The sequence below is a fragment of the Leptospira weilii serovar Ranarum str. ICFT genome (assembly GCF_000332415.1).
GTDB classification, from domain to species: domain Bacteria; phylum Spirochaetota; class Leptospiria; order Leptospirales; family Leptospiraceae; genus Leptospira; species Leptospira weilii_A.
In genome coordinates this window covers 24,067-45,538 of sequence record NZ_AOHC02000018.1, presented here as the reverse complement: position 1 = coordinate 45,538, position 21,472 = coordinate 24,067, and the positions used below count along the sequence as shown (strand labels likewise).

Sequence of the window (21,472 nt, the reverse complement as noted above, 5' to 3'; positions counted from 1 at the left end):
ATTGTTCGTTGTTTTGCCGAGTTGTCGATCGTTCAAAAATTGCGTTCTAAATCGTTTCAGATTCCTATCCTATTCCTTCGGTTAGATAGACAATCTAAAAAATCAGAATGACTCAAGAACTTGATTGAAGATTCCATTTGTATTTTAGAATTTCTTAATACTATACAAATGAATAGTTTTTAATTGTAGAGAATTTGATAGAGTATAAAATCGGAATGTACCTCGGGTATTTGAAATCAACGGATCTTCACGTTAGAGGTTCTTATATCTCCGTAAATTCTGATAGTTATAGTAATTCGAACTAACGATTCTGCAATAGTCGCGGGGTTCTTTGACGGGGAGTTCCTCCAAGAAGTGATTGAAGTCGCCGTGATAATGATTTCGTTTCCATTTGCGGAGATTGCCCGGGCCGCCGTTGTAAGCGATCGAAGCCCACTGAAGATTTCCGTTCGAAGCGACAAGATAACGTAAAAATCGCGCGCCCATTTCGATCGAAACCTCCGGATCAAAAAGAGAATAAGAATTCAGATTCATTCTTTTGGCGATTTCTTTTCCGGTGGGCCCCATGATCTGCATGAGTCCTCTCGCGTTGGAAACCGAAATTGCATTCTCTTTAAAAAAAGATTCCTGACGCATGATCGCGTAAACGATGTCCTCGTCGATTCCTACGTTTTGGGAAACGGAAGCGACAAGTCCTCTATGGGGTCTCGGATAAATTCTCGCAGCGAGTTTGGACGGAAGAAGAATCACGTCGTCGCTGAGTTTTTCCTTTTTCATCAGGGCTCTTGTGTGAAAGACGGTCAGGTAAGGAGTTCCGGTTTGTTCGCCGAGAGCCGCGAGAATTTCTTCCTTTTCTACTTCACCGATTCCTTGCTGAACCTTATATCTCTGAACTAAAAAAAGAGCGTAGGCCATCTCTCCCACTTCCAGATATTCTTTTGCCGATTGCAGATAACGGTTCCCTCGAATTTTAGAATGAGCGGAATCGATTCTCACGTTCAACTGAAACGCCGCGGCCTGAGTCGCAAAGCCGAGATCCTTTCCTAAAATTTTACCGGAGAGTTCCGGAATTCCCGCGGTTAAGGAAAGATACTCGAAGAGATTGTCCCGATTCCAAGTCGGATCGGAGGGAAGCGGGAAAGAGGAAATCTCTTCCTGAAATTCCTCCCGAATGACGCGGGTATAATAAGAACCGCTAATGTGTTTGTAATACGATTTGAGCCAAGAGTTCAACTCTTCGGTTCTTCCGTTTTTTTTGAGAAAACGAAGATACCAATACACGAGTCTGCCTTTGACGGGAAGATCCGGAATTTTGCGAAGGGCGTCCTTCCAATACGCGTCGCCTAAAAAGTTCTCGTGATTTCCGGTGAGAAGATCGATGAGTTCGTCTTGTCGGATTAAATTCGTGGGATTTTTTTCGAGGGAGTCTATTAGATTTTTGAAATATAGATCCTTGTTCCCCCGTTTTTTAAAGGCTCTCGCGTAACTGTAAAGGACCTCGTCGTTTTTCTCCAAGCCTGTGTCGTTTAACAAATCCAGAGCCTTACCGGAAAAATTTTGGTTGGTCAGTTCTCTCGACATCGCCGCGGTAAAATCCGGATTGGATTTGGCGAGATTTGTATTTCTTTTAAAAAAATGCGGAAGCGATTCCGGTTCGTAGGCGACGATCGCCCTTGCGGTATTACGAAACGCTTCTCCCTTGGAAAAGGAAACGTTTGCGAGGTCTTTGGAATGGATCAGATGTTTTTTTTCGGAAGAATCCAAAAAGGGAAGGAACAAGGCCGCTCGTTCGGGAGTGAGAGAAACAAAATAGGAATTTCCCTTCCATATCTTCAGGTCTTCTTGGATGAATTTTTTGACGGAAGAAAGAACGGAAGGATCCTCCAGGATCGAATAAAAAACGGACTCTGCTTTTTCCGTGTTCCCCGATTTATAGAGAGATTTCGCATAACGGTACAAAATCATCGGAGAAAAAATTTCCGCCTGCTCCCGATCGGAAAAACTTTTGGCGAAGTCCAGACATTCCCGGATCATACCCGCCTCGTAGTAGATTTTAAAAATTTCGGAGATAGCGTTTTGACTGAGAGGATCGTTTTCCCTGGGAAACTTTTTTAAAAGACCGACGAGTTCCTCTTTATCCAAAATTTTTCTGTGAGAGGTTTCCTCGTAGAGTTTCCAGAGAGAAAGTTTCGTGATCACCGAGTTCGAGGGCAGCGGAGAATTCAGGATTTCGAGAAGGTCTTGTCTTCCGGGAGAAGGAACGATTCTCCCTTTGAGTAGGGAAACCAGATGGGAAAATCTCGCGTCCTTGTTTCCGTCCGGATGTTCTTCGTGATACTTTACAAGAGCGTAAACTTCCGATTCCGTACCGGGGCGGCGGTCCCGGAAAATACGATGGATTTTTTGAAGGTTATAGGATTTGATCAGGTATTTCAGATCATCGTTTGCGTAAAGGTTGCCGAAAATGAAGAGGACTAGGCTGGTCAGGGCGAATTTTTTCATTCGTATTCTTTACTTAACTTTTCGGCCTAAGGATTCAATCTCAAAAAGGAAATTCCCATGCAAATCCTGGAAAAAGAAAAAGGGAACGATTTGTGGCCCGAGATCACGTTATCCTCGTATGCGGAGAAAGTTTCTTTCGAAGGGAACGTTTCTTCCGAAGTGGAAGTATCGGTTCCGGAAAAAATTTTTCCCAAGAAAAAAAAGTCGGAAGGTCCGGCGCCTCGTAATCCCGAAATCATCCGGCTCAAATCCAAAATTTTGGAATATTTTTCCGGGGCCCTAAACAAGGTCCATTCTCCTTTTTTCAATCTGAGAATCGATTTGTTCGGAGAGTTTCGTTTTCAATCCGATAAAACTTCTCCTTTCGAAGAGGAAGGACTTTCGGAAAGGGAAAAAAATCTTCTCAAGATTTTTTTCGAGGAACTTTTGGACCGGGCCTTGGAAGAACACCAGGCCGATCCGGAGGTCTTTCAGGTTTTGGAATCCTTTCTTTTACACGAACAAAAACTGGACGAGTATCTGGAACTGACCGGAGTTTTCGACCCGGATCTTCCGTTTATCGTGGAAGCGAAACGGTTTTTGTCGCTTATGGGAAAAATTGAATATTCGGATTTTCTAAAGGACAAAAGTTCCTCTCGTTTTCAAAAATACGGAGCCCTTTGGAAATTCGGGGGCCTCGGTCTGGAAGACAGGGAAACGATCTACGATCTTGTCGTTACGGGCGAGGAGCCGGGTTTACTCGGACTTGCGTGGCTTCTTTTCAAACACGAGACCTCCGGTTTTAGAACCGTATTCCCGATCGAAAGAAGGATTCTTACCGTAATCGAAACGTTTAGCTCCGAAGAAAAAGAATCCTTTTTCAAAGCTTATTCTTCCCGTCACGGTTATCTGGAAAATTATTTCGTTCTGAGGAAGATTCGTCCTTTGGAATATAGAAAGGCCTGGCTCGAAGGCGAAAAACAAAAGAACGGCAGATCGGTTTTGTTGGGTTCTTTGCAGGAAAATATTTTAGCGGGTCAGGACGAATCCTTGGAGAAACGTTATGCGATCTTAAGACAAAATCGTCTCGTTTATACCTTGAGCCCTTTCGAACTTTTAATTCTGCTGAACTCCACGGAATCTTCTAACGTTCAAAAAGAAATCGGAGGAGTGGAGGAAAGGCTTCCGGATTCTTATCTGACGAGAAGGGCCCAGTCGGTTCTTCATTTTTTTAAAAAAGAATATGAGGAATTTTTAAAGTCTCTCGAACGTTGCGGCCGTTTCCGTTTTGCTCCGGAAATGCTCTATCTACAAGGTTCGGCTCTTGTAGAAATCGGTAGAACCGCCGAGGGAATCGGGCTTTTGGAAAGTCTTTTGATGAAGTTTCCCGACGCCGATTATCTCCGTTTGGTTTTGGAACGTTATAAGAAATTGTCTTAAACGTTTGTATAACCGAAAGAAACGTTATGACATTAAGAGTTTGTCCGCCAACCGTCCGATTTTATCGGAATGGCCGCAAATCTCTGCGATTGTTTTAAGTTTTGGGACAGGCTCTAAACTTTAAAGAAGTCGAATATTACGTTTAGAGATAAGCTCTTACTAAAAAAAGGAATTCGATTATATACGATGAAAAAAATCATACTCTCAGTCTGTCTTGTATCGTATTCGTTTTTATTCGCAAAGGACGTAAAAATCGATAACTTGTCCGGCGGAAAACTCTCCGACTTATCCGCGTCCGAAATCCTATCCCGATTGGAAACTGTGGAGCAGGATCCTAAAAAACTGAATTCAAATCAAATCGGATATTTGGATCGGTTAAAAGAATCCTTGGAATTTAGAACGGAAGAAACAATCGAGAATTATAAGAAAAATCATACGAACGATTTTTACTATTACGACCCTTCCGCGAGTTATATATACAGACGATGGAACGCGAACTTAGATTTGATTCGGAGAGGGGCTAAAAAAACGGAAGTTCTTAAATATTTAAAAAATGTATACCAATGGGATCGGTCGGAAGGAGAGGATAACGTAGATCCGGTTGCGATACCGGTATTATCCAAGAAGACGATTTATGAAAAATACTTTTATACCGAATATACGAAATACTTATATTACAAAGTGCATTGTAAAACAAAGGCTTTTGAGGCAGCGGGAGAAGATTGCGGACCTTGGCCTGAATATCAAGAGGAACTACGTCTTCTATTAAAAAAATATAAAATCAAAGAAACTCAACCCTTGGAAAAAGACTGCGAATGTTTCGGTTGTTAAACCGTATGACGACTGAAAAATTCGGCTTTCCGTTCTCGGATCCCTTTGTCTAACTTTCGATTTTTCGGCGCCATAGATCGGCTCGCCCTAGGCGCTCCCTGAAATCGGTTTGGAAAAGTTTTTTCGATCTAAAAAATTCTGACGAACTCTTTCGTGTTCGGGTTTTTCTAGAATTTCTTGACATAGGTTCCGAATCCATGAGAAACTACATTCATCCTTCGATGCGAGAGTAAGTTGTTGAGTTTTCAATACGATTACTCATAACGATACAATCAAAATACCTAATATTTTGTATTGAATCAATGTTTTGCGATAAAAATTAACGGTACTCAATTTTATAGAGATCAATATAAAGGACAAATCAGGAGCTTGCCCCGAGTGGGACAGTCCGTACCGAGGCGGAATCAGAATGGCAATCAGTCACGAACAAATTCTAGAATTGCAGAAATACCAGAAGATGATCCTCCAACTGGAAAAAATCGCGAAGGGATCTCAGAACGACGAACAACGTTATCGAGTTTCCAGAGATTTGGAAAAATATAAAACGAAGATGAAGGACATTTCTCCCGAAGGAATTCCGGACAATCTCGACGTGACGGCGGAACAGATAAAACGTTACAAGGAAAATCCGAACGAAGCCGGTCGGGTACTTGCAAAATATCCGATTATGAAAATTTCTCCGAACTCGAACGACCCCGAGGTCAATCAGATCGGAACCTGGATCAACGTGCTGGATCGGGAATATCTTCCCGTATTGAACGAAACCCACGTCCGTTTCGACTTTTCTCATACGAACGAAAAAGACGGAGTTGTGAAATACATGGAAAACATTCGAAGGAACGTCAAGGTTCTCACCGAAACCGTAGAAGAATTTCACGCTGCGGAAAAACAGGAGTTCAGAGAACAGTTGAGCAGGATGAAAAACAAACAGACCCGAATCTTCATCGCGGAGGCTTACGAGATGTTTCAAAAATTCAACGAATTTTTAAACAGGGTCATCAAAGAGGCGAAGGAAGTCGGAGGTGTCATCATGAATCTGGAAGATTCGATTCGGTTCAATCCGAGATTTGAAAGGGCCACCGAATTGGAGGGAAAAAGTATCATGGACGCTCTTAAGGAGTTTCAAGAGTTCACATCCGAAGCCCTCAGTCGAATCAACGTTCCGAATATCCGTTGATTTTCCTCTTCGCCAATTTTCAAGAATAAGTCCTGAAAAATCCTTTTCCGTTTGGCGGGATCTGCATATTTAGTGATTTTAACTCCCTCCGAAAAGGACACACAGGCGCATGGCACTCGTTAAAAATTCATCCGAAGTTACGAACTCCACCATCGGAGAAAATTCCTACTTCAGCGGAAAATTCTTTATCAACGGATCTCTTAAGATCGACGGAAAGTTCGAAGGTAAGTCCTTACAGGCCGAACAACTTTATATCGGCGTTACGGGTAAGGTAAAAACCAACATCACCGCAGCCAGTGTTATCATCGAAGGAATCGTAATCGGAAACATCACCGCAAGAAACAGGGTGATGCTCCTTCCCACTTCTAAAATTCTCGGAGATATCCGCACACCGGAATTGATCATCCAAAACGGAGTGATCCTTGAGGGACGTTGTATGATTTCGAACGACCTCAAACATTCCGCGAAAGACTTGATCGATCTCGAATATTCCAAGGATTCTCTCAGCGTTGAAAAAATCTTCGGAAAACAATCCGGGGCGAGAGAATAATTCGAAAGGTTTTCGTTTCGGGAAAGAATTTCCGGAATGAAAACCGACTTCCAAAAACGGTGAACCGGATCCTGATTACAGAAGGCGACCCTTGTGGAATCGGTCCGGAAATCTTCCTGCATACTTTTTCTCTTTTAAAAAAAATCTCCAGAACAAGGCCGGTCGTCTATTTTCATTCGGGTAAGTTTCCGCTTCCGAAAGAATTCGTTTCGATTGCGGCGAACGCTGCCACTGCGTCGACTTCCGTAGAGGCCGAAAAAAAAGGTCTGTTCGCGATTTCTCATAACGTGCTTTCCAAAAAGGAGATCTCTTCCTTGAAGTTCGGCAAACCTTCTTCTTGGTCCGGAAAATCCGCGTTAGCCGCTCTTTCACTCGCAGTCGAGTTTCAAAAAGAAGGGGGTGGGGATCTCATCACTCTTCCTCTTAGCAAAGAATGGGTGATCGCATCGGGGGCTGCAAACTTTCGAGGTCATACCGAATTCTTGGCCGAAGCCTATCGGACAAAAACGTTTATGCTCATGTCCGGAAAGGATCTTCAGGTTCTTCCGCTGACGACTCACGTTCCTCTCGTAAAAGTTCCCGAGTTTTTGAAAGAGATCGATCTGAAATCGCTTGCGGATTCCATTTTTTCCTGCGAGAAAATCGATCTTAAAAAGCCGATCGCTTTTCTCGGTCTAAATCCGCACGCGGGAGAAGGCGGTAGGGTCGGTCGGGAAGAAGCGGAGATTTTAGAACCGATGATCCGATTTTTAAGAAAGAAAGGTTTGAAAGTGGAAGGCCCTCTTTCCGCCGATTCCATGTTTGGTGAGTCCGCTCGAAAAAAGTTCGGTCTACATCTTGCTTGTTATCACGATCAATGTTTGATTCCGTTTAAAATGTGGGAAGGGAAAAAAGGCGTGAATCTGACATTGGGTCTTCCGTTTATCCGAGTTTCGCCGGATCACGGAACCGCTTTTGATATCGCCGGGAAAGGGCTTGCAGATTCGACCAGCTTTGTAGAATGTCTGAACCGGATTGTGGAAATTCCTTGAGGTTTTCCACGCAAACGTTCCAACGAAAAAAAGTTTGGCGGGATCGGAACGGAAATTTGTCGACGTTAAAAAACAGAAACGAGGGTTTATGCCTGGACTTTTAGAACAAATCGTATTTCCGATTTTCCTTTTTTGGTTCTGCGGATTGACTCTGGTTTTGTTTCGTTCCGACTTCGAATTCGTCTGGAAGATCGTTTTTGTTTTCATTTTTATCTTTTATTTCTTTCAATACTTTCCGGAATTGAAGGCGAGTTACGAGCGTCTAACGGTGAGTTATCCCGTGGAAATCGTTTCCTGGATTTACGGAATCGGAAAAGGTTTTTATTTTTTTCTTTTGTTTCTTTGGCCCGCAGCGTTGTTTCGAATTTTTTATTCCGCTTCTCCTCATGTAGGTAAGTCTCTTGCAAAAGCGCTTATAAGTGCGACTTTGATCTATTGGTGCGGTTTTATTCTTTACAATCACTTTTCTTCGGAAGTGGACGGCTTTTTAAATATCGGTTTTCTAAAATTCTTAAATTTTTCCGCAAAGTGAGATCCGTCTAAAGTATAGAATGAATCCGCTCTACTTACAGTCCTTCGGTGAATCGGAAGAAGCGAAGAAACACTTTTTGACCGCTTACGAATATCAGACCAAGGGAAATTTGAAACTGGCTTCCAAACATTATAGAATGTCCATTGCCGCAAAACCCACCGCGGAAGCTTGGACGTTTTTGGGTTGGTCTTATTCTCTCGCCGGTAAATTGGATCGTGCGATCGAATTCTGTAGAACCGCGATCGAGACGGATCCTACATTAGGAAATCCTTATAATGATATCGGGGTTTATCTGCTTCAACAAAAACGTTTCGAGGAAGCGCTTCCTTGGTTTGAAAGGGCGAAATCGGCTCCTCGTTACGAGGTTCCCGTATATCCGTATTTCAACTCGGGTTCTTGTTTGGAAATCTTAGGCCATATCGAGTTGGCTCGTTTGGAATATGAAAAGGCGATTCGGATTCAGCCGAATTATCCTCCGGCAAATCTCGCTCTGAAACGGATTTATATTCGTTACAATTGACGGAGCTCTCTCGCGAGAAAGCTTCGAGTCCCGCGCGTCGAGCGGTTAGTGATTAGAAATCAGAGGGATTTTTCGTAAAGATGGATCAGACTTTAACAAAGGCTAATTTTCCTCTTCTGTAAATGATTCTAACCCCTAGTACGGACTCGCCGTTACGCAATTCGTCATCCTGACGAATTAAGCTCCACGGCGTCTTTCTCGCTCATTCGCCATCCATGGCTCATGTCGCATTTGCGACGCTCTCTAAGGATCGCTGCAAATGCTCTCGCGAGAAAGCTTCGAGTCCCGCATAAATATTCTGTAATACAATAACTGAACTGTACCTACCGGGACTCGAACCCGGACCCCAGGCTCCGGAGGCCTGTACTCTATCCGTTGAGCTATAGGTACGTTTACAAATGAGTCTTTTGGAGAGGTTCGGGGTGTCAAATGCAAATCCCGGACGGGTTGAAAGGAAAGTCCTTGAAAAAGAAATCGGGCATGAAATCGTCCTCCTAAAGATAGAGGTAGGGATGAAGGTTTCACATTCATGGGAAAGGCTTTTTTTTCGGAAGGCCGTTTTCGTTTTTATATTGGTTTTGGTATGTGGAGTTTTTTCTCCGATCTTTTCGGTGAGCGAAGAGGAAGAAGAAAGACTTTTGGAAAAAGCGCTCGTGGAAAGTGCAATTACTCCGGGACAAAAACAAGCGATTGCGAATTATCTCAGAGCGACCGCACTCGCCAAAAGAGCCAGAGCCGAAGAACTTAGAGAGTTGGCAAAACTTTCCAGAGGAGAAAAATTTCTTCAGGCGAGAGTTCGAAAAGAAAAACTATTTAAAATGGCGGATTCCTTGGAACGTCAGGCGAATCGTCACGAAACGACTCTCAAAGAATTTCAGATCGAAAGCCGTTGATATTACACATCAAAGAAAAACGAATCTGAGAATGGCTTATAGACGACGGGCCGATCACGAGAAATTAAAAGTTTGGAAGAATTGGATCGATCAAAACCGTCTCCATTTAGAATCCATTGGTTTACCCCTAACTATTTATCAAGACATGGATCATTGGGAAGATTTTTTGGAAAACGGACATTTACATTGGCATATAGACGGCCCATCGTTTGACGTTAAAGATCTTACGATGGATTCTATAAAATTATTATATAACTTTCTTGAACGTAATTATTTGGAACAACCGCCGACGTTGTTACAAATGTTGAGAATGCGGTTAGGTAAGAACGAAATCATATAATACTTTGATTATATTTCAAGGAACCAACCAATCGGACTTGAGGCATCTCAAAGTTTTAAAAGAATACGTCAACCAAACGACAATTTTATGCGGGAATTTGATTGGGTGAATTATTTTTAGATTCTATAAAAAATTTATCCGGAACTTTAGAACGATCGTTTTTGAATCTTCAATAAATGTTGGAGTGCGCATAAAAACCGTCATATTAGGTAATTTAAAATTTTTTAATATTATAGTTCCTGCATTTATTCGGAAGCTTGATCTCTCGCTTTTGCGGTCACTCAACGATCCTAAGATTGCCTTTTGATGTTTGTAAGAAGAATTTCCAGACATTCCTGAACGATGGAATCCGGTCCTTTTTCACCGTTGACTCGAATCGTTTCTGCGGGAAGAATCCGCTCATAAGCGGAATGAATTTTTTCGAGTTGAACCAGGGTTTCGAATCTTTCCTTTTCCTCCTTTCTTCGGTTTAACCTTTCGAAGGCGATTGCAGGACTCAGATCCAAGTAAAATAGAAGATCGGGAATTTTAAAGTTTCTCTTTAAATTTTTTTCGATGATCGTTTCCGGAGATAAATGGTCTCCGCTCTGATAGGCGGCGGTGGAATACATGTAACGATCCAGTAGAACGTTTTTTCCGGAGTTTAATGCGGGAAGGATGTTTTGTCTTAAGGATTCTTCTCTATCGTTTAAAAAGGCTTCGATCTGTTCTTCCTTTCCGAGTTCGATTTCCCCTCTTAAGAATTTTCGGAGATACTTTCCGGTTTCCAAGTTTGTGGGTTCGGTAAAGGCCACGGAAGGGATTCCGCGTTCCACGAGTTTTTCGACCAGTGATTTGCAAAGAGTCGATTTACCGCTTCCGTCGATTCCTTCAAAAACTACAAAGATTGATTTTTGGATCTTCATTCTTACGGTTCCGATTCAATTCTTGACAAAGGAGGATTTGTACGAAATCATTCTTTCATCTACAAGAATTCTTTTGGAAATTAAGAATCCAATGAAAATTCCGTCATGAACTTATATTTTTCGCTTCTGAAACATTTCGGATTCATTTTTTATCTCGGGTTCTTTTCTTTTTTTTGTATTTCACAAACAAAGACGACCGAATCGGAAATTACAACCGTTCTTTCCGAAGAATCCGTTCCCGCAGATTCTCACCTTCCTTTTCGGAACCATCCTAAGGATAAAATTCCAGTGTATCATATCTTTGAAGAAGTTTATCCGAGTTCCTCGGCGAGTTCGGTTTCGATTCATACCGAAAAAACGGTTGAATCTAGGTCGGTTCCTTCCAAGGGCGGATCTCTTCTGGAAAAAACTTTGGTAACCCTCGGTTACGGAATCGTTTTGAATCCACAGGGTTACATTCTTACCAACGCTCACGTAATCGGAACTTACAATCATCTTATCGTAAAATCCAAATCCGGTAAATCCTACGAAGCGATCGTAGTAGGCCGGGATAAAAAAATCGATTTAGCGATTTTGCAAGTAACTCCGGACGAGGATATCGTTCCCGTGGAAAAGTTGGATTATTACACTCTTCAAAGAGGAGAGGCGGCGATCCGGAGATACATCAACGCAAAAAATCAGATCAAAAAAAATCGGGAATCCAATCATCCGAAATTCAAAACCCATGGATCCTCCATGTAATCTTCCGGTTTTGTATCGTGAAAACGGAAACTCTTGGATGGTGTTTCCGGTCTAACAGGGAGACGGAAGGGATTCTTTCTTTCGTCCAAATCCGATTCTTTTAACCGAATGTGTACACTCGAAGACTCGCTTCCAAATCTAACTTGACAGTCACGAAAGCGGGCCGATCCTTTCAGGTACCAAGCGGAAATTCATTTTCAAAAGGGATAGAATTCAATGAAAAACATGGAAAAATTGAAGTATGTTGCGGTCGTTAGTATTTCACTTCTGCTGGGAGCCTTCTTATCTCCCGTGATGTTTTGTGGAACCGGCCGAAACAGCCCGCTTTTTCTAAACGCGAAGGGGGATAAGGAGCCGAGTCCGGCGACTCGTCAGGCGATTACGATTCAACAAGCTTTTGAAGAAGTTTATCAAACCGCATCTCCGAGCGTAGTTTCGATCGCTACGGAAAGAACACAAAACGTTCCCGCTCATCCCGGACCTTTCGGGGATCCGTTTTTCGACCAATTTTTCGGCAAAGGTCAAGGCGGCGGTAGAGTGATGAAACAAAAACAAACCGGACTCGGTTCGGGGATCATCCTCAATACTCAAGGATATATTTTAACCAACGAACACGTTGTGCGCTCTATGGACAAGCTCACCGTTCGTTTGAAAACGGGTAAGACGTTTAACGCGGAACTGGTCGGCTCCGATCCTGTGATCGACTTGGCTCTTTTGAAAATCAAATCGGAAGCCGAGATCGTCCCGATCGAACTCGGAGATTCTTCCGCGGTAAAAGTAGGGGACTGGGCGATCGCGATCGGCGCTCCTCTCGGTTACGAACAATCTCTCACGGCGGGGATCGTAAGCGCCGTCGGTAGAACCGGAATCGATAACAGCGGGGTTCATTATTTGCAAACGGACGCCGCTATCAATCAGGGAAATTCAGGCGGCCCGCTTCTCGACATCAACGGTCGTGTGATCGGTATCAATCGTATGATCGCTTCTCAGAGCGGGGGTTCTGTGGGAATCGGTTTTGCAATTCCGATTAACGAAGCGAAGGCGATCATGGAAGAATTAAAAACCACGGGTAAGGTAAAACGTCCCGCACAAGCCTGGCTCGGAGTCGGAGTGGATTATCTTCATGAAGAAGACGCGAAGAAGTTGAATATTTCCGGAGGTGCGGTTGTCGTTCAGATTATGAATGATTCTCCTGCGGATCGGGCGGGGATTCAATTGATGGACGTGATCACTGAAATTTCCGGAGCTAAGATCAATTCTCCCGAAGAAGTGGTGAGCACGGTGAAAAAGAATAAGGTGGGAGATCGGATTACGGTTACGGTTGTGCGTCAAGGAAACGTTTCTAGACTGTCGATCCAACTCAAGGAAAGACCGAACTGATTGGCAAAATCCCATACGCTCAATCCTGAAGAAGAATTTGAAGAAGAGTCGGGCCTTCGTCCTTCTCTTCTTTCCGAATTTATCGGCCAGAAAGAAGTCCTCGATAATCTTACGGTTTACGTTCAAGCCGCTAAAAATCGAAAACGCGCACTCGATCACGTTTTGATTTCCGGTCCTCCCGGTCTTGGAAAGACTACTCTTGCGGGAATCGTTTCCAACGAACTCGGAACCAGACTTACCATCACCTCGGCCCCCGTGATTACCAAAGGTGCGGATCTGGCCCGCCTTCTTACGGGTATGGGTGAAAATGAAATCCTATTCATAGACGAGATCCACACTCTTCATAAAAAGTTGGAAGAGATTCTTTATCCCGCGATGGAAAATTACATGATCGACCTCGTGATCGGAGAAGGGGTCACCGCTCAGATGGTTCAGATTCCTCTGAAACCTTTTACCTTGGTCGGAGCTACTACAAGAAGCGGATTGATCAGCGAACCTCTCAAAAGTCGTTTTGGAATTCAACTCAGACTGGACTATTACAACGACGAGGAGATGAAAACGATCGTTTTGCGTTCTTCCAAAATTTTAGGAGTTAAAATCGATGACGATGCGGCTTTGGAAATCGGAAGGCGTTCTCGGAAAACTCCTCGGATCGCAAATCATCTTTTGAAAAGAATTCGGGACTTCAGCGAAGTGGAGGGAAATCTTTCCGTAAAAAAGAACCTCTGTCTCAAGGCATTCGAAAAGATGGGGATTGACGACCTGGGACTGGATGTTATGGATAGGCAGATACTCGGTTGTATGATCGATCGTTATAAAGGCGGTCCGGTCGGGCTCAAGGCGATTGCAGTCGTAGTCGGTGAGGAAGAAAAAACCATCGAGGATACTTACGAATCGTTTATGGTTCGGATCGGTCTGATCAATCGAACTCCCGCAGGTCGGGTGGCAACCGAAAAAGCCTATCGTCAATTGAAGCGGATGGAAGATTTTTCCGGAAACCATGGACAAGACCCGACTTTATTCTGAATATTCCGGAATCCCCGAAGACGATAAAAGGCTGATCTATGCGTCCTTTTTAGTTCTCGCGTTCGCGTCTTTTTTTACGGCGCATTTACTCACACGCAACATGCTCTGGAAAATTCTCGGCAGCGAACCCATGGTCAAAATGGAAAGCAACGAGGAAAAAGAAAAAATCTACGAGGTTCTTCTCGAACAAGACTTTGTGGATAAAAACGTAAAGGACGAATATAAGGCTCTTTCCAACGTGGACGCCGCCGGAGCCGGTGGAATTACAAAGAAGGAAGGGTTTCATTCCGCGAGTCCCTTTCGCGAATTTATCATGGGAAGTGTGGCGAGAAGAACCTCCGAAACTCAAAAACAACAATCTCAAGAAAAGAACGATGAAAAGGTTTTTGAAGTCGGGATTTATAAGATCGATCCGGTTCAAACGTCTAACACCGATAATACGAAACAAAACACTCAAACCTACGGAAGAATGACGAAGATCCCGTTCAACTATCGATTTGAACAGGACTTTCTTTTTCGTTGGGACGGAAATCAGGCTCTTTCGATTCCGAGAAAAAAACTCGCGGGTTACGAATACTTCAAACGGATGTTGAAACAGATCGAAGGCAGTTTTGCTCCTCCCGGCGGCGGTAATTACGCGTATCGTGACATGGCGGGAACCGTAGTTCGAGAAGGAATTCTTCCGGGGCAGGTCAAAGTTCTTTTTATGTTAAGCGAAGGCGGTCAAGTTTTGGATACGAAACTCGTTTCGAGCCAGGGTCAGGACGTGGTCAGTCAGGCTTGTGTCGATTCCATCCGAGGACAAAATTTCGGAAAGGTTCCCGATGAAGTGAAAGCGCAAGGCATGATCTTCGGAATCAATTTTATCTTTCCGATGATGCGGACTCGTTGATTTTTTTTTGCAAAACTGGTTGACTTAAATTTTTTCAAGGTAGCTTAATAGTTTTATGAAAGCGGTTGGAGCTAAAATACTCAAAGATAACTTCAACGACTTTTTACGTCTTGTAAAAGAAGGCGAAACGATTCTCGTCATGGAGCGCAATCAAGTCGTGGCCGAAATCAAAAAACCTTCCTCCGACTCTCTAAATTCGGATCTAACCGTCGAAAGTTATATTGAGAAAGAGCAAAAAAGCGGCCTTCTCTTAAAAGCAAAAAGAAAATCTACGGTTCTTCGATCACCTTCTAAAGTGAAAGAGAAGTTTCAATTGGATTGGATGAAAACATACTACCAAGATCGGGATTGATTTTCGTTTTCATGCCGATTTACATCGACACTAGCTTTTTTCTATCCATCATTTTTGAAGATACCGATTACGACCGATCCTATGAAAGTTGGACGCGAGACAATTACAGATTTTCCTCCAATCTGATCGAAATCGAATCCTTTGTTAATATTCATAAAATCTATCGAGAAAATCGCAAAGTTTTAGGTAAGGGTTGGCTGACCGAAAAACTCGCCAGACAACACGATCTTTTATCGGAAATCAATTTGAAAAGAATCGGTTCCGAGGTTTACGAAAGGATTCAGAAGGACGAGAAACTGACTTTTTTGAAATCCTTGGATGCAATTCATTTGAGCACCGCTTTGCTGATCGCAGACGTTTTGAAAGACCGGCTTACGATTTGCACTTACGATAAGAATATCAGAAAAATTGCATCCGATATGAATTTCAATCTTTGTAAAATTTCGTGACGGAGAAGTCGTATTAAGAAATTGGAATGCGAAGAACGAACGAGTTTTCAAGATTTTCGGATTGAAAATCGTAACTCGCTCCCAGTTTTTCGGATCGCATTCGGATGCTGTTCATTCCAATCCCCGAAGGTTCGTCCGAATCGATTTCGAATTTTTTTCCGTCGTCTGTCATTTTTAAAATCAGGGCCTTTCCTTCTTTATTCCATAAAATCTTAATGTTCTTCGCTTCGGAATGTCTGAGAATATTGGACGCGACTTCTAAAAAGATTTTTTGAACGTGCAGACATTGATCCAGATGAATGAAATCCGAGACTTCCTCGATTTCCATTTGTACTTCCATACTTCCCGTGCGTTGGATTCGTTCTCCGTATCTTTGGATTACGTCTTCCACGAGTTCTTTGTTGTTTCCCTGATGATGCATTAGGAATACGATATCTCTTACGTTTGCAATGAGCTGATTCACTTCCGATTTGAGCTTTTTTAATGTGGAATCGTTTTTGTCTTTGGATTCCAATTCGAAAAGAATGGCCGTAAGTTCGGAACCTATCGAATCGTGAATATCCGAAGCGATCCTGGTTCTTTCTTGCGCCTGTAGTTTGAGTTGTTCGTTGTATTTGATTTGGAGTTGCGCCAATTCTTTTGCCTTTTCCAAATCTTCCGCAAATCTCGAAGAAATAATATAAGAATTTAATGCGACAAAGGATACAAGTCCCAAAGGAAAACTGTAGGGATATAAGGCGTAAATTTCGTATAGGCCGTAAATTCCGTCGTTCATCATCGTAAACGCAAAAACGAAACCAGTAAGTAGTTCCTTGGTTTTGAATGCGGTCGCCGTGCCTATAATCAAAACCAACGCGTAAAGCGGCGGAAAATACATAAACCAAGAATAAGACGCGACTATATTACGTTCGTTTAATGAGAAAATTCCGAATAAAAAAATCGCACTCGTTCCGATCGCGATCCGGATCCATTTCCGATCGAACTGAGTCGGGAACATTTTTCGAAGCATCAGAAAAGAGGTGGGGAAGAACGCTACCTCGCAAAAAAATTTAATTCGTATTCTCAGATCCAAAGAAAGACTCGGGAGAGCCGTAAATTGAAGTTCCGAGGTGATAAACGAATATCCGGAAACTAAAAAACAAAACGCTGAGAAATATAAAGGAATTGGATCTTTTCTATAAGAAAAATAGAATACGATATGATAGATTCCGAAAGAAAAGATAACGACGATCAAAACGATCTCTCTCCATTCTTCCTTTTTTTCCTCCAAATCGATCGCATCTCCGGCTCCGATCCGGAACGGTTTTCGAATTCCACCTTTCAGATAATTTCCTTTGAAGGTGGAAACGGTTACCGTGATATAAAAATCTCCGGAAGGAACGGCGACGTTCGTAATCAAGGGATGAGCTGAAAACGTCGTGTCCGAAGAACCCGTTCCCGTAACACCGTTGGAATAAACTTTTTGTTCGTCTAAATAGACTTCGTAAACTCCGGGAAGCCTGGGAATTCTGATTTTTAAATCGGATCGTTTATTCTCGCATAACACGCGCAGACGATAGGTCGCATAACCTTCCGGAGTAAAATTAGGATCGTAATCTCTCCAGATTCCGGGAACCGGAAAGTAAGACGGGTTTTTCGCGATCGGACGATTTCCGTAAGTCGACTCCCTCCAATGGAATTCCCAGTTTCCGTTCAGTGCGGTAATTTTTTGATCTAGATCGAAGTTTCGGAGATCGATGACGCCTTTTTCCGCGATCGGAGCGTCTTTTGAGGTTTGAAAAAGGGAACATCCCGTCAAAATCGCAGCAAATATAAGAAAAACAGAAAGTACGAATATTCTCGCCGCGTACATTTAAGGATATCCGGGTACGTCTCGGATGATTCCCATTCTTCTTCCTCGGATAATGGCTTCGGATTTGGAATGTACTTCCATCTTTTTATAGATCTTTTCGATATGTCTGCTGACCGTATGACTGGAGATATCGAGTTCGTCCGCTATGTCCGGAACCGTCATCCCAAGCGCGATAAAGTTGAGAATTTGCAGTTTTCTTTTTGTGAGTCCCAGTGTGTTGACAATCGGCGGATTTTGGATTTCTTCTTTTTTTGTGAATTCGCGGATGATTTTGTCGGCGATTCTGGGAGTAAGCGGCGCGCCTCCCAATACGATGACTTTGAGTTCGGCGAGAAACAGTTCGGGAGACGTGTCCTTCAAAAGATATCCGGACGCTCCGCCTTGGATCGCTTCTACGATTTTGTCTTCGTCTTCAAAAACGGTAAAGATCACATATTTGGTGTTAGGTGTTTTTTTCTTGAGTTCAGCGAGACATTCCAGTCCGCTCCTTCCGGGAAGCCCTATATCCAAAATTACGATATCGGGTGCGTTTTCGGGAACGTGTTCGATCGCCTTTTGAGCGTCGGGATAGTGTTTTAAAAATTGAAAGTCGGAGGACTTGGAAAGAAGTTCCTGGAGATTGAGAGCTGTGTGTCGATTGTCTTCTACGATGGAAACCAGATAAGGTGATTTGGTTTCCTGCTGAATTTTTTGTCGTATCATCGGGTTTGATTATACGAATCCGTTCAAGTCGGTAAATTATTTTTTTCGGTCACAACAGGACCCATAGGGAGTGTTGTGGCCGAAAGCCGCCCTAACCTCTAATTCCCGATCATTCGCTACTCGAAGCGTTCGATCGAAACAAATCGTTCCATTCTTGTTTTGCTTTTTCCCATCTTCGTTTACGGTCCTTTGGATCTTTGATCTTAAGATACAGTCTAGGCTCTTTTCCGGGAAACGTAATTCTCACTCTGTGTTCGTGAAGGACTTCGATGAGAACGTTATGCTTGCTTTCAATGTCGATCTGATAGAGCACGACGCTTTTCATCCGCATGGGAAGGGCTCCTTGGCCTAAGTCGCCGATTCCGTCTCTAAAATTCAATTCCACACATTCGACGGGTTTGTGCCAGACGTCGCAGAACCTTCCTTCGGGAGGAGGAACCGGTTTCAGTCCGCAGAAAACGATCCAACTCGAAAGGAAACACGCGGATGTGATTGCAAAAAATCTTTTCAAGACTTTTCGGAGGAAAAAATCGTTCACTTCGTTTAACATTGAATATTAATTTTTCCGAAAGTTCTACCGATCCGATTCCAAATTGAGTTTGGTTTTGAGAGTCGGTTTTTCCTCTATGATTTCTTTTGCAAGTTTTACGATCTCCTCCCTTCTATCTTCGGACTTCGGATAAAGTTCCTCTAAAATTACAATCGATTTGGAATGTAGATTTTGAAGTCTGAAAATCTTCGCCTCTAAGATCCAGGATCCGATCGTGATAAAGTCTTCGTTTTCGTTTCTAACCTTACGGATAAAGTTGAGGGAAGAAACGTATTGGCCCGCGCGAAACTCGGATAGTCCGGTTAAAAAGTGAGCTTCTCTTTCGGTAAGAAGGATCGATCCTGTGGATTCGGGGCTTCCGAGATTACGTTTTAAAAATTCAGTATCTCCCGATAAGGACGCTCCTAAAATCGCAATCCAAGTATAACCGATTTTAAACTCGGGGCTGATCTTATCGTACGGAATCGAATTCAAAAGATGTGTGAGGGACTTTCTGGAAAGATGTTGTTTGATCGTTTCTCCGAACGCGATCATCGTTTCGTTATCCGGATTTTCGCTCATAACGGGATCGATCGCCTTTGCGCGGAGTGCGTTACGATACATTTCTTCCAAAATCGGAAGATACGATCCGTCTTCTTGGAGAAAGTCGTTGAACCCCGAGTAGGCGAGTTTTACCAGAGTTCCCGAATCGAAGGAAAATCCGTTGAGTAAAAACGAATTATAATTTCCTAATGCAATGTAAAAGTACCCCAATTCGTCCGAAGGATTCGCGTGAACGTAATCCTTGGCGGCGTTTTGAAAATTTTTCACGGCGCCTTCTTCGAGGGTTCCCGAGGAAATCTGCTGTTGAATGTTTTTTCTTTCTTTTTCGAGAAGAATTTTTCTATCACCTGCGAATAAATTCTTAATACTCTGCCGTAAAAAAAATCCCGTCCCGCCTAATAACAGCATAAGAGCGGCGAAAATATAAGGTTTATAACTGGTTTTCTTTTTGTAACTTTTCAGGCCGGATTGATACAACATACTTCGTCGATTTTTTATCCGCCTATTCAGGGTTCACGTATTTTTTGAATTCTGTTTAACCCCTAAAACTTGACACCGAAGGCTCCGCTGATTCCGTTGGATTCTATGCCTTATGATTACGATTTTGACGAAGATTTTGAAGTTGAGACCGGCGACTCAGGTTCTGCCGCCGGTGAAGAGGTGTTAGCGTTTGCTTGTGAGGATTGCGACCATCGTTGGGAAGAGGACTCTTACGAAGCCGAAGACGCGATTTGTCCGATGTGCGGTTCCTCCGTAGTCATCGAACTTTGAAAAATACCCGGCCGGTTCGGCGAAAGGATTTTGTCTTCCGGTTTTTCGGGTTGGTATTCGTTTCATTTATTTTATTTCCTCAAAGTCCTATCGCTCCGACCGATTTCAGCGACGTTTATGATTTTTACAAAAAAGGAAACTATGATACTTTAGTAAAGGTTTCTCGGACCGCTCTTCGAAAGGAGGAAGTCGATTATAGAATTCTGCTTTTATACACCGCCGCAGAAAAAGATCCGGAAGAAATCGATAAAACGTTAAGAAGCATTTACGAGAAGAAGGAATCTCATCCCGGAATTTTTTACAACGCGGTATTTTTGTTTTTGGAACGTTGTCTGGTATTGGGAGACGATTCTTCCGGGATTTATTGGGGAAAAATTTTTACAGAATACGGAACGTCTTCGGTGCGTTATGCGGAGGGTCTTTACACCTACGCTTGCATTTTGTACGAAGCCGGAAAATTTTCGGAGGCGAGACAGATTCTTTCCAAGCTCAAGGAATCGAAATCGACCGAAAAACTCGTGAAAAAAATTCGAATCTTGGAATTGAACATCGAAAAAAAAATGGAGGCGCAGACGTGAAAGTACTCAAAGTACAAACCGGAAAACTCAAAGGTAAGTCGATCGAAACGCCTCCCGCAGTCGCGGGTAATACGAACTTTACTCCAGCGGTAATTAAGAAATCCGTTTTTGATATTATAGGTTCTTTGGTTTTAAAAGGAAGATTGATTCCGGAAGAATCCGCCTTTGTGGATTTTTTTGCGGGTTCGGGGCAGATGGGTTTGGAGGCCGTAAGCCGGGGATTTGTTAGAGTCGTTTTGTACGAATTGGCCTGGGAAAGATCGGACGGTCTCCGAAAACTTTTTGCAAAACTCGAAAACAAATGGGAAGTTTATCGAAAAGACGTATTCCGTTTTTATGATAAACTGGATCTGCCCGAAAAGTCGAAGGTCTTTTTTTTGGATCCTCCCTATTCTTTTTGGGATAAGAAGAACGAAAAGATCAAATCTGTTTTGGATGGATTGTTAAACGACGAGACTACAGTGGTCGTTTTTGTTCAGTCCCCGACCGATCCGGGTTGGCCCGATTATCAAACCCGCAAGTTCGGAAAAAATTTTTTGACTTTCCGAGTGAACGGAGGCTCGTTTGCACAAGTGGAAATTTCCGAAACATCGGAAACGGATTTTTTGCAGGAGGAAGAAGGAAACTCGGAAGAAGAATGAGTTTGGAATAACCAATGCGAAGCGATTGTAGTTGAACGCAAGCAAAGCGCTCTCCACCATAACCAACGCCACAAGTTACTTGGATCCGAAGAAAATCTGTCGGAATTACGACAAATCTTCTGTGAAATCTACTCCCCACCCTGATTTTGGGTGGAAAACTCAATGAATTGCTTCCTGCCGAATGATCCTTAGAAAATGAGGCACCTATTTCAATAAATCGTTCTCAGAAGTAAGTGAAACGCTTTCTACGGATCGCGTTTCAGGGGCGCAATTCAGGGAAGAAACTCAATTTCGC

At 43.0% G+C, this 21,472-nt stretch carries 24 protein-coding genes and 1 tRNA gene; 18 read left to right on the top strand and 7 right to left on the bottom strand.

The features are described 5' to 3' along the window. Positions 1-252 precede the first annotated feature (252 nt). Positions 253-2,502 (bottom strand): lytic transglycosylase domain-containing protein, encoded by a 2,250-nt coding sequence (locus tag LEP1GSC060_RS05105; RefSeq protein ID WP_002997436.1) that lies wholly within the window; start codon positions 2,500-2,502, stop codon positions 253-255. 57 nt (positions 2,503-2,559) lie between these two features. Here LEP1GSC060_RS05105 and LEP1GSC060_RS05100 point away from each other — a divergent pair, with 57 nt between their 5' ends. The 7 genes from LEP1GSC060_RS05100 (at position 2,560) to LEP1GSC060_RS05070 (ending at position 8,562) form a co-directional block, all read left to right on the top strand. Continuing rightward, positions 2,560-3,921, top strand: a complete 1,362-nt coding sequence (locus LEP1GSC060_RS05100; protein ID WP_002997442.1) for a tetratricopeptide repeat protein — start codon at positions 2,560-2,562, stop codon at positions 3,919-3,921. Between the two features lie 186 nt (positions 3,922-4,107). After that, on the top strand, positions 4,108-4,752 hold the full coding sequence (locus tag LEP1GSC060_RS05095; RefSeq protein ID WP_002997394.1) for a hypothetical protein: 645 nt from the start codon (positions 4,108-4,110) through the stop codon (positions 4,750-4,752). 409 nt (positions 4,753-5,161) lie between these two features. Then, positions 5,162-5,929, top strand: a complete 768-nt coding sequence (locus tag LEP1GSC060_RS05090) for a hypothetical protein (RefSeq protein ID WP_002997407.1) — start codon at positions 5,162-5,164, stop codon at positions 5,927-5,929. Positions 5,930-6,038: 109 nt separating this feature from the next. Continuing rightward, the gene (locus LEP1GSC060_RS05085; RefSeq protein ID WP_001229815.1) at positions 6,039-6,479 is read left to right on the top strand and encodes a bactofilin family protein; all 441 of its coding nucleotides are present in this window, start codon (positions 6,039-6,041) and stop codon (positions 6,477-6,479) included. Between the two features lie 59 nt (positions 6,480-6,538). Beyond that, positions 6,539-7,510 (top strand): PdxA family dehydrogenase, encoded by a 972-nt coding sequence (locus LEP1GSC060_RS05080; RefSeq protein WP_002997493.1) that lies wholly within the window; start codon positions 6,539-6,541, stop codon positions 7,508-7,510. A gap of 88 nt (positions 7,511-7,598) precedes the next feature. Then, entirely contained in the window at positions 7,599-8,042 is a 444-nt protein-coding gene (locus tag LEP1GSC060_RS05075; protein ID WP_036095407.1) for a hypothetical protein, read from the top strand. A 19-nt stretch (positions 8,043-8,061) separates the two neighbouring features. Then, positions 8,062-8,562 carry a tetratricopeptide repeat protein gene (locus tag LEP1GSC060_RS05070; RefSeq protein WP_002997433.1) on the top strand — a complete coding sequence of 167 codons (501 nt, stop codon included), beginning with the start codon at positions 8,062-8,064 and terminating at the stop codon, positions 8,560-8,562. Positions 8,563-8,880: 318 nt separating this feature from the next. Here LEP1GSC060_RS05070 and LEP1GSC060_RS05065 read toward each other — a convergent pair. Continuing rightward, a tRNA-Arg gene (locus tag LEP1GSC060_RS05065) sits at positions 8,881-8,952 on the bottom strand. A gap of 122 nt (positions 8,953-9,074) precedes the next feature. Here LEP1GSC060_RS05065 and LEP1GSC060_RS05060 point away from each other — a divergent pair. Together LEP1GSC060_RS05060 and LEP1GSC060_RS20810 are read left to right on the top strand one after the other, a co-directional pair. Next, a complete protein-coding gene (locus LEP1GSC060_RS05060; protein WP_036095406.1) occupies positions 9,075-9,455 on the top strand; it encodes an LIC10421/LIC12816 family protein in 381 nt (126 codons plus the stop codon). Between the two features lie 31 nt (positions 9,456-9,486). Next, positions 9,487-9,795 (top strand): hypothetical protein, encoded by a 309-nt coding sequence (locus LEP1GSC060_RS20810; protein ID WP_002997449.1) that lies wholly within the window; start codon positions 9,487-9,489, stop codon positions 9,793-9,795. Between the two features lie 290 nt (positions 9,796-10,085). Here the strand turns inward: LEP1GSC060_RS20810 and tmk are convergent, their stop codons facing one another. Further along, complete coding sequence (gene tmk, locus LEP1GSC060_RS05050) at positions 10,086-10,700, bottom strand: dTMP kinase (RefSeq protein WP_002997465.1); 615 nt, start codon at positions 10,698-10,700, stop codon at positions 10,086-10,088. A 105-nt stretch (positions 10,701-10,805) separates the two neighbouring features. Here tmk and LEP1GSC060_RS05045 point away from each other — a divergent pair, with 105 nt between their 5' ends. From LEP1GSC060_RS05045 to LEP1GSC060_RS05020, 6 genes are all read left to right on the top strand, one after another. Beyond that, a complete protein-coding gene (locus LEP1GSC060_RS05045; protein WP_002997431.1) occupies positions 10,806-11,441 on the top strand; it encodes a trypsin-like peptidase domain-containing protein in 636 nt (211 codons plus the stop codon). A gap of 216 nt (positions 11,442-11,657) precedes the next feature. Beyond that, a complete protein-coding gene (locus LEP1GSC060_RS05040) occupies positions 11,658-12,821 on the top strand; it encodes a S1C family serine protease (RefSeq protein ID WP_002997332.1) in 1,164 nt (387 codons plus the stop codon). Then, positions 12,822-13,847, top strand: a complete 1,026-nt coding sequence (ruvB, locus tag LEP1GSC060_RS05035; RefSeq protein ID WP_002997386.1) for a Holliday junction branch migration DNA helicase RuvB — start codon at positions 12,822-12,824, stop codon at positions 13,845-13,847. Next, entirely contained in the window at positions 13,822-14,739 is a 918-nt protein-coding gene (locus LEP1GSC060_RS05030; RefSeq protein WP_002997334.1) for an energy transducer TonB, read from the top strand. The genes ruvB and LEP1GSC060_RS05030 overlap by 26 nt, the downstream gene beginning before the upstream one ends. Before the next feature lie 55 nt (positions 14,740-14,794). Continuing rightward, positions 14,795-15,091, top strand: a complete 297-nt coding sequence (locus LEP1GSC060_RS05025) for a type II toxin-antitoxin system Phd/YefM family antitoxin (protein WP_002997410.1) — start codon at positions 14,795-14,797, stop codon at positions 15,089-15,091. An 11-nt stretch (positions 15,092-15,102) separates the two neighbouring features. Further along, a complete protein-coding gene (locus LEP1GSC060_RS05020) occupies positions 15,103-15,540 on the top strand; it encodes a PIN domain-containing protein (RefSeq protein WP_002997426.1) in 438 nt (145 codons plus the stop codon). A 13-nt stretch (positions 15,541-15,553) separates the two neighbouring features. Here the strand turns inward: LEP1GSC060_RS05020 and LEP1GSC060_RS05015 are convergent, their stop codons facing one another. The 4 genes from LEP1GSC060_RS05015 to LEP1GSC060_RS05000 form a co-directional block, all read right to left on the bottom strand. Continuing rightward, positions 15,554-17,392 (bottom strand): sensor histidine kinase, encoded by a 1,839-nt coding sequence (locus tag LEP1GSC060_RS05015; RefSeq protein WP_002997361.1) that lies wholly within the window; start codon positions 17,390-17,392, stop codon positions 15,554-15,556. Then, on the bottom strand, positions 17,393-18,094 hold the full coding sequence (locus tag LEP1GSC060_RS05010; protein WP_002997338.1) for a response regulator: 702 nt from the start codon (positions 18,092-18,094) through the stop codon (positions 17,393-17,395). It abuts the gene before it with no gap. 109 nt (positions 18,095-18,203) lie between these two features. Beyond that, positions 18,204-18,644, bottom strand: a complete 441-nt coding sequence (locus tag LEP1GSC060_RS05005; RefSeq protein WP_002997345.1) for an LIC12806 family lipoprotein — start codon at positions 18,642-18,644, stop codon at positions 18,204-18,206. Positions 18,645-18,668: 24 nt separating this feature from the next. Next, entirely contained in the window at positions 18,669-19,667 is a 999-nt protein-coding gene (locus LEP1GSC060_RS05000) for a hypothetical protein (RefSeq protein WP_036095402.1), read from the bottom strand. Positions 19,668-19,772: 105 nt separating this feature from the next. Here LEP1GSC060_RS05000 and LEP1GSC060_RS04995 point away from each other — a divergent pair, with 105 nt between their 5' ends. The 3 genes from LEP1GSC060_RS04995 to LEP1GSC060_RS04985 are packed head-to-tail and all read left to right on the top strand — an operon-like array spanning position 19,773 to position 21,177. Continuing rightward, a complete protein-coding gene (locus LEP1GSC060_RS04995) occupies positions 19,773-19,958 on the top strand; it encodes a hypothetical protein (protein ID WP_002997487.1) in 186 nt (61 codons plus the stop codon). After that, positions 19,955-20,536, top strand: coding sequence for a tetratricopeptide repeat protein (locus tag LEP1GSC060_RS04990; protein ID WP_036095400.1), 582 nt, complete (start codon positions 19,955-19,957; stop codon positions 20,534-20,536). The genes LEP1GSC060_RS04995 and LEP1GSC060_RS04990 overlap by 4 nt, the downstream gene beginning before the upstream one ends. Further along, positions 20,533-21,177: an RsmD family RNA methyltransferase gene (locus LEP1GSC060_RS04985; RefSeq protein ID WP_002997476.1), complete on the top strand. Its 645-nt coding sequence runs from the start codon at positions 20,533-20,535 to the stop codon at positions 21,175-21,177. Before LEP1GSC060_RS04990 ends, LEP1GSC060_RS04985 begins: the two co-directional genes overlap by 4 nt. The last annotated feature ends 295 nt before the right edge of the window (positions 21,178-21,472 follow it).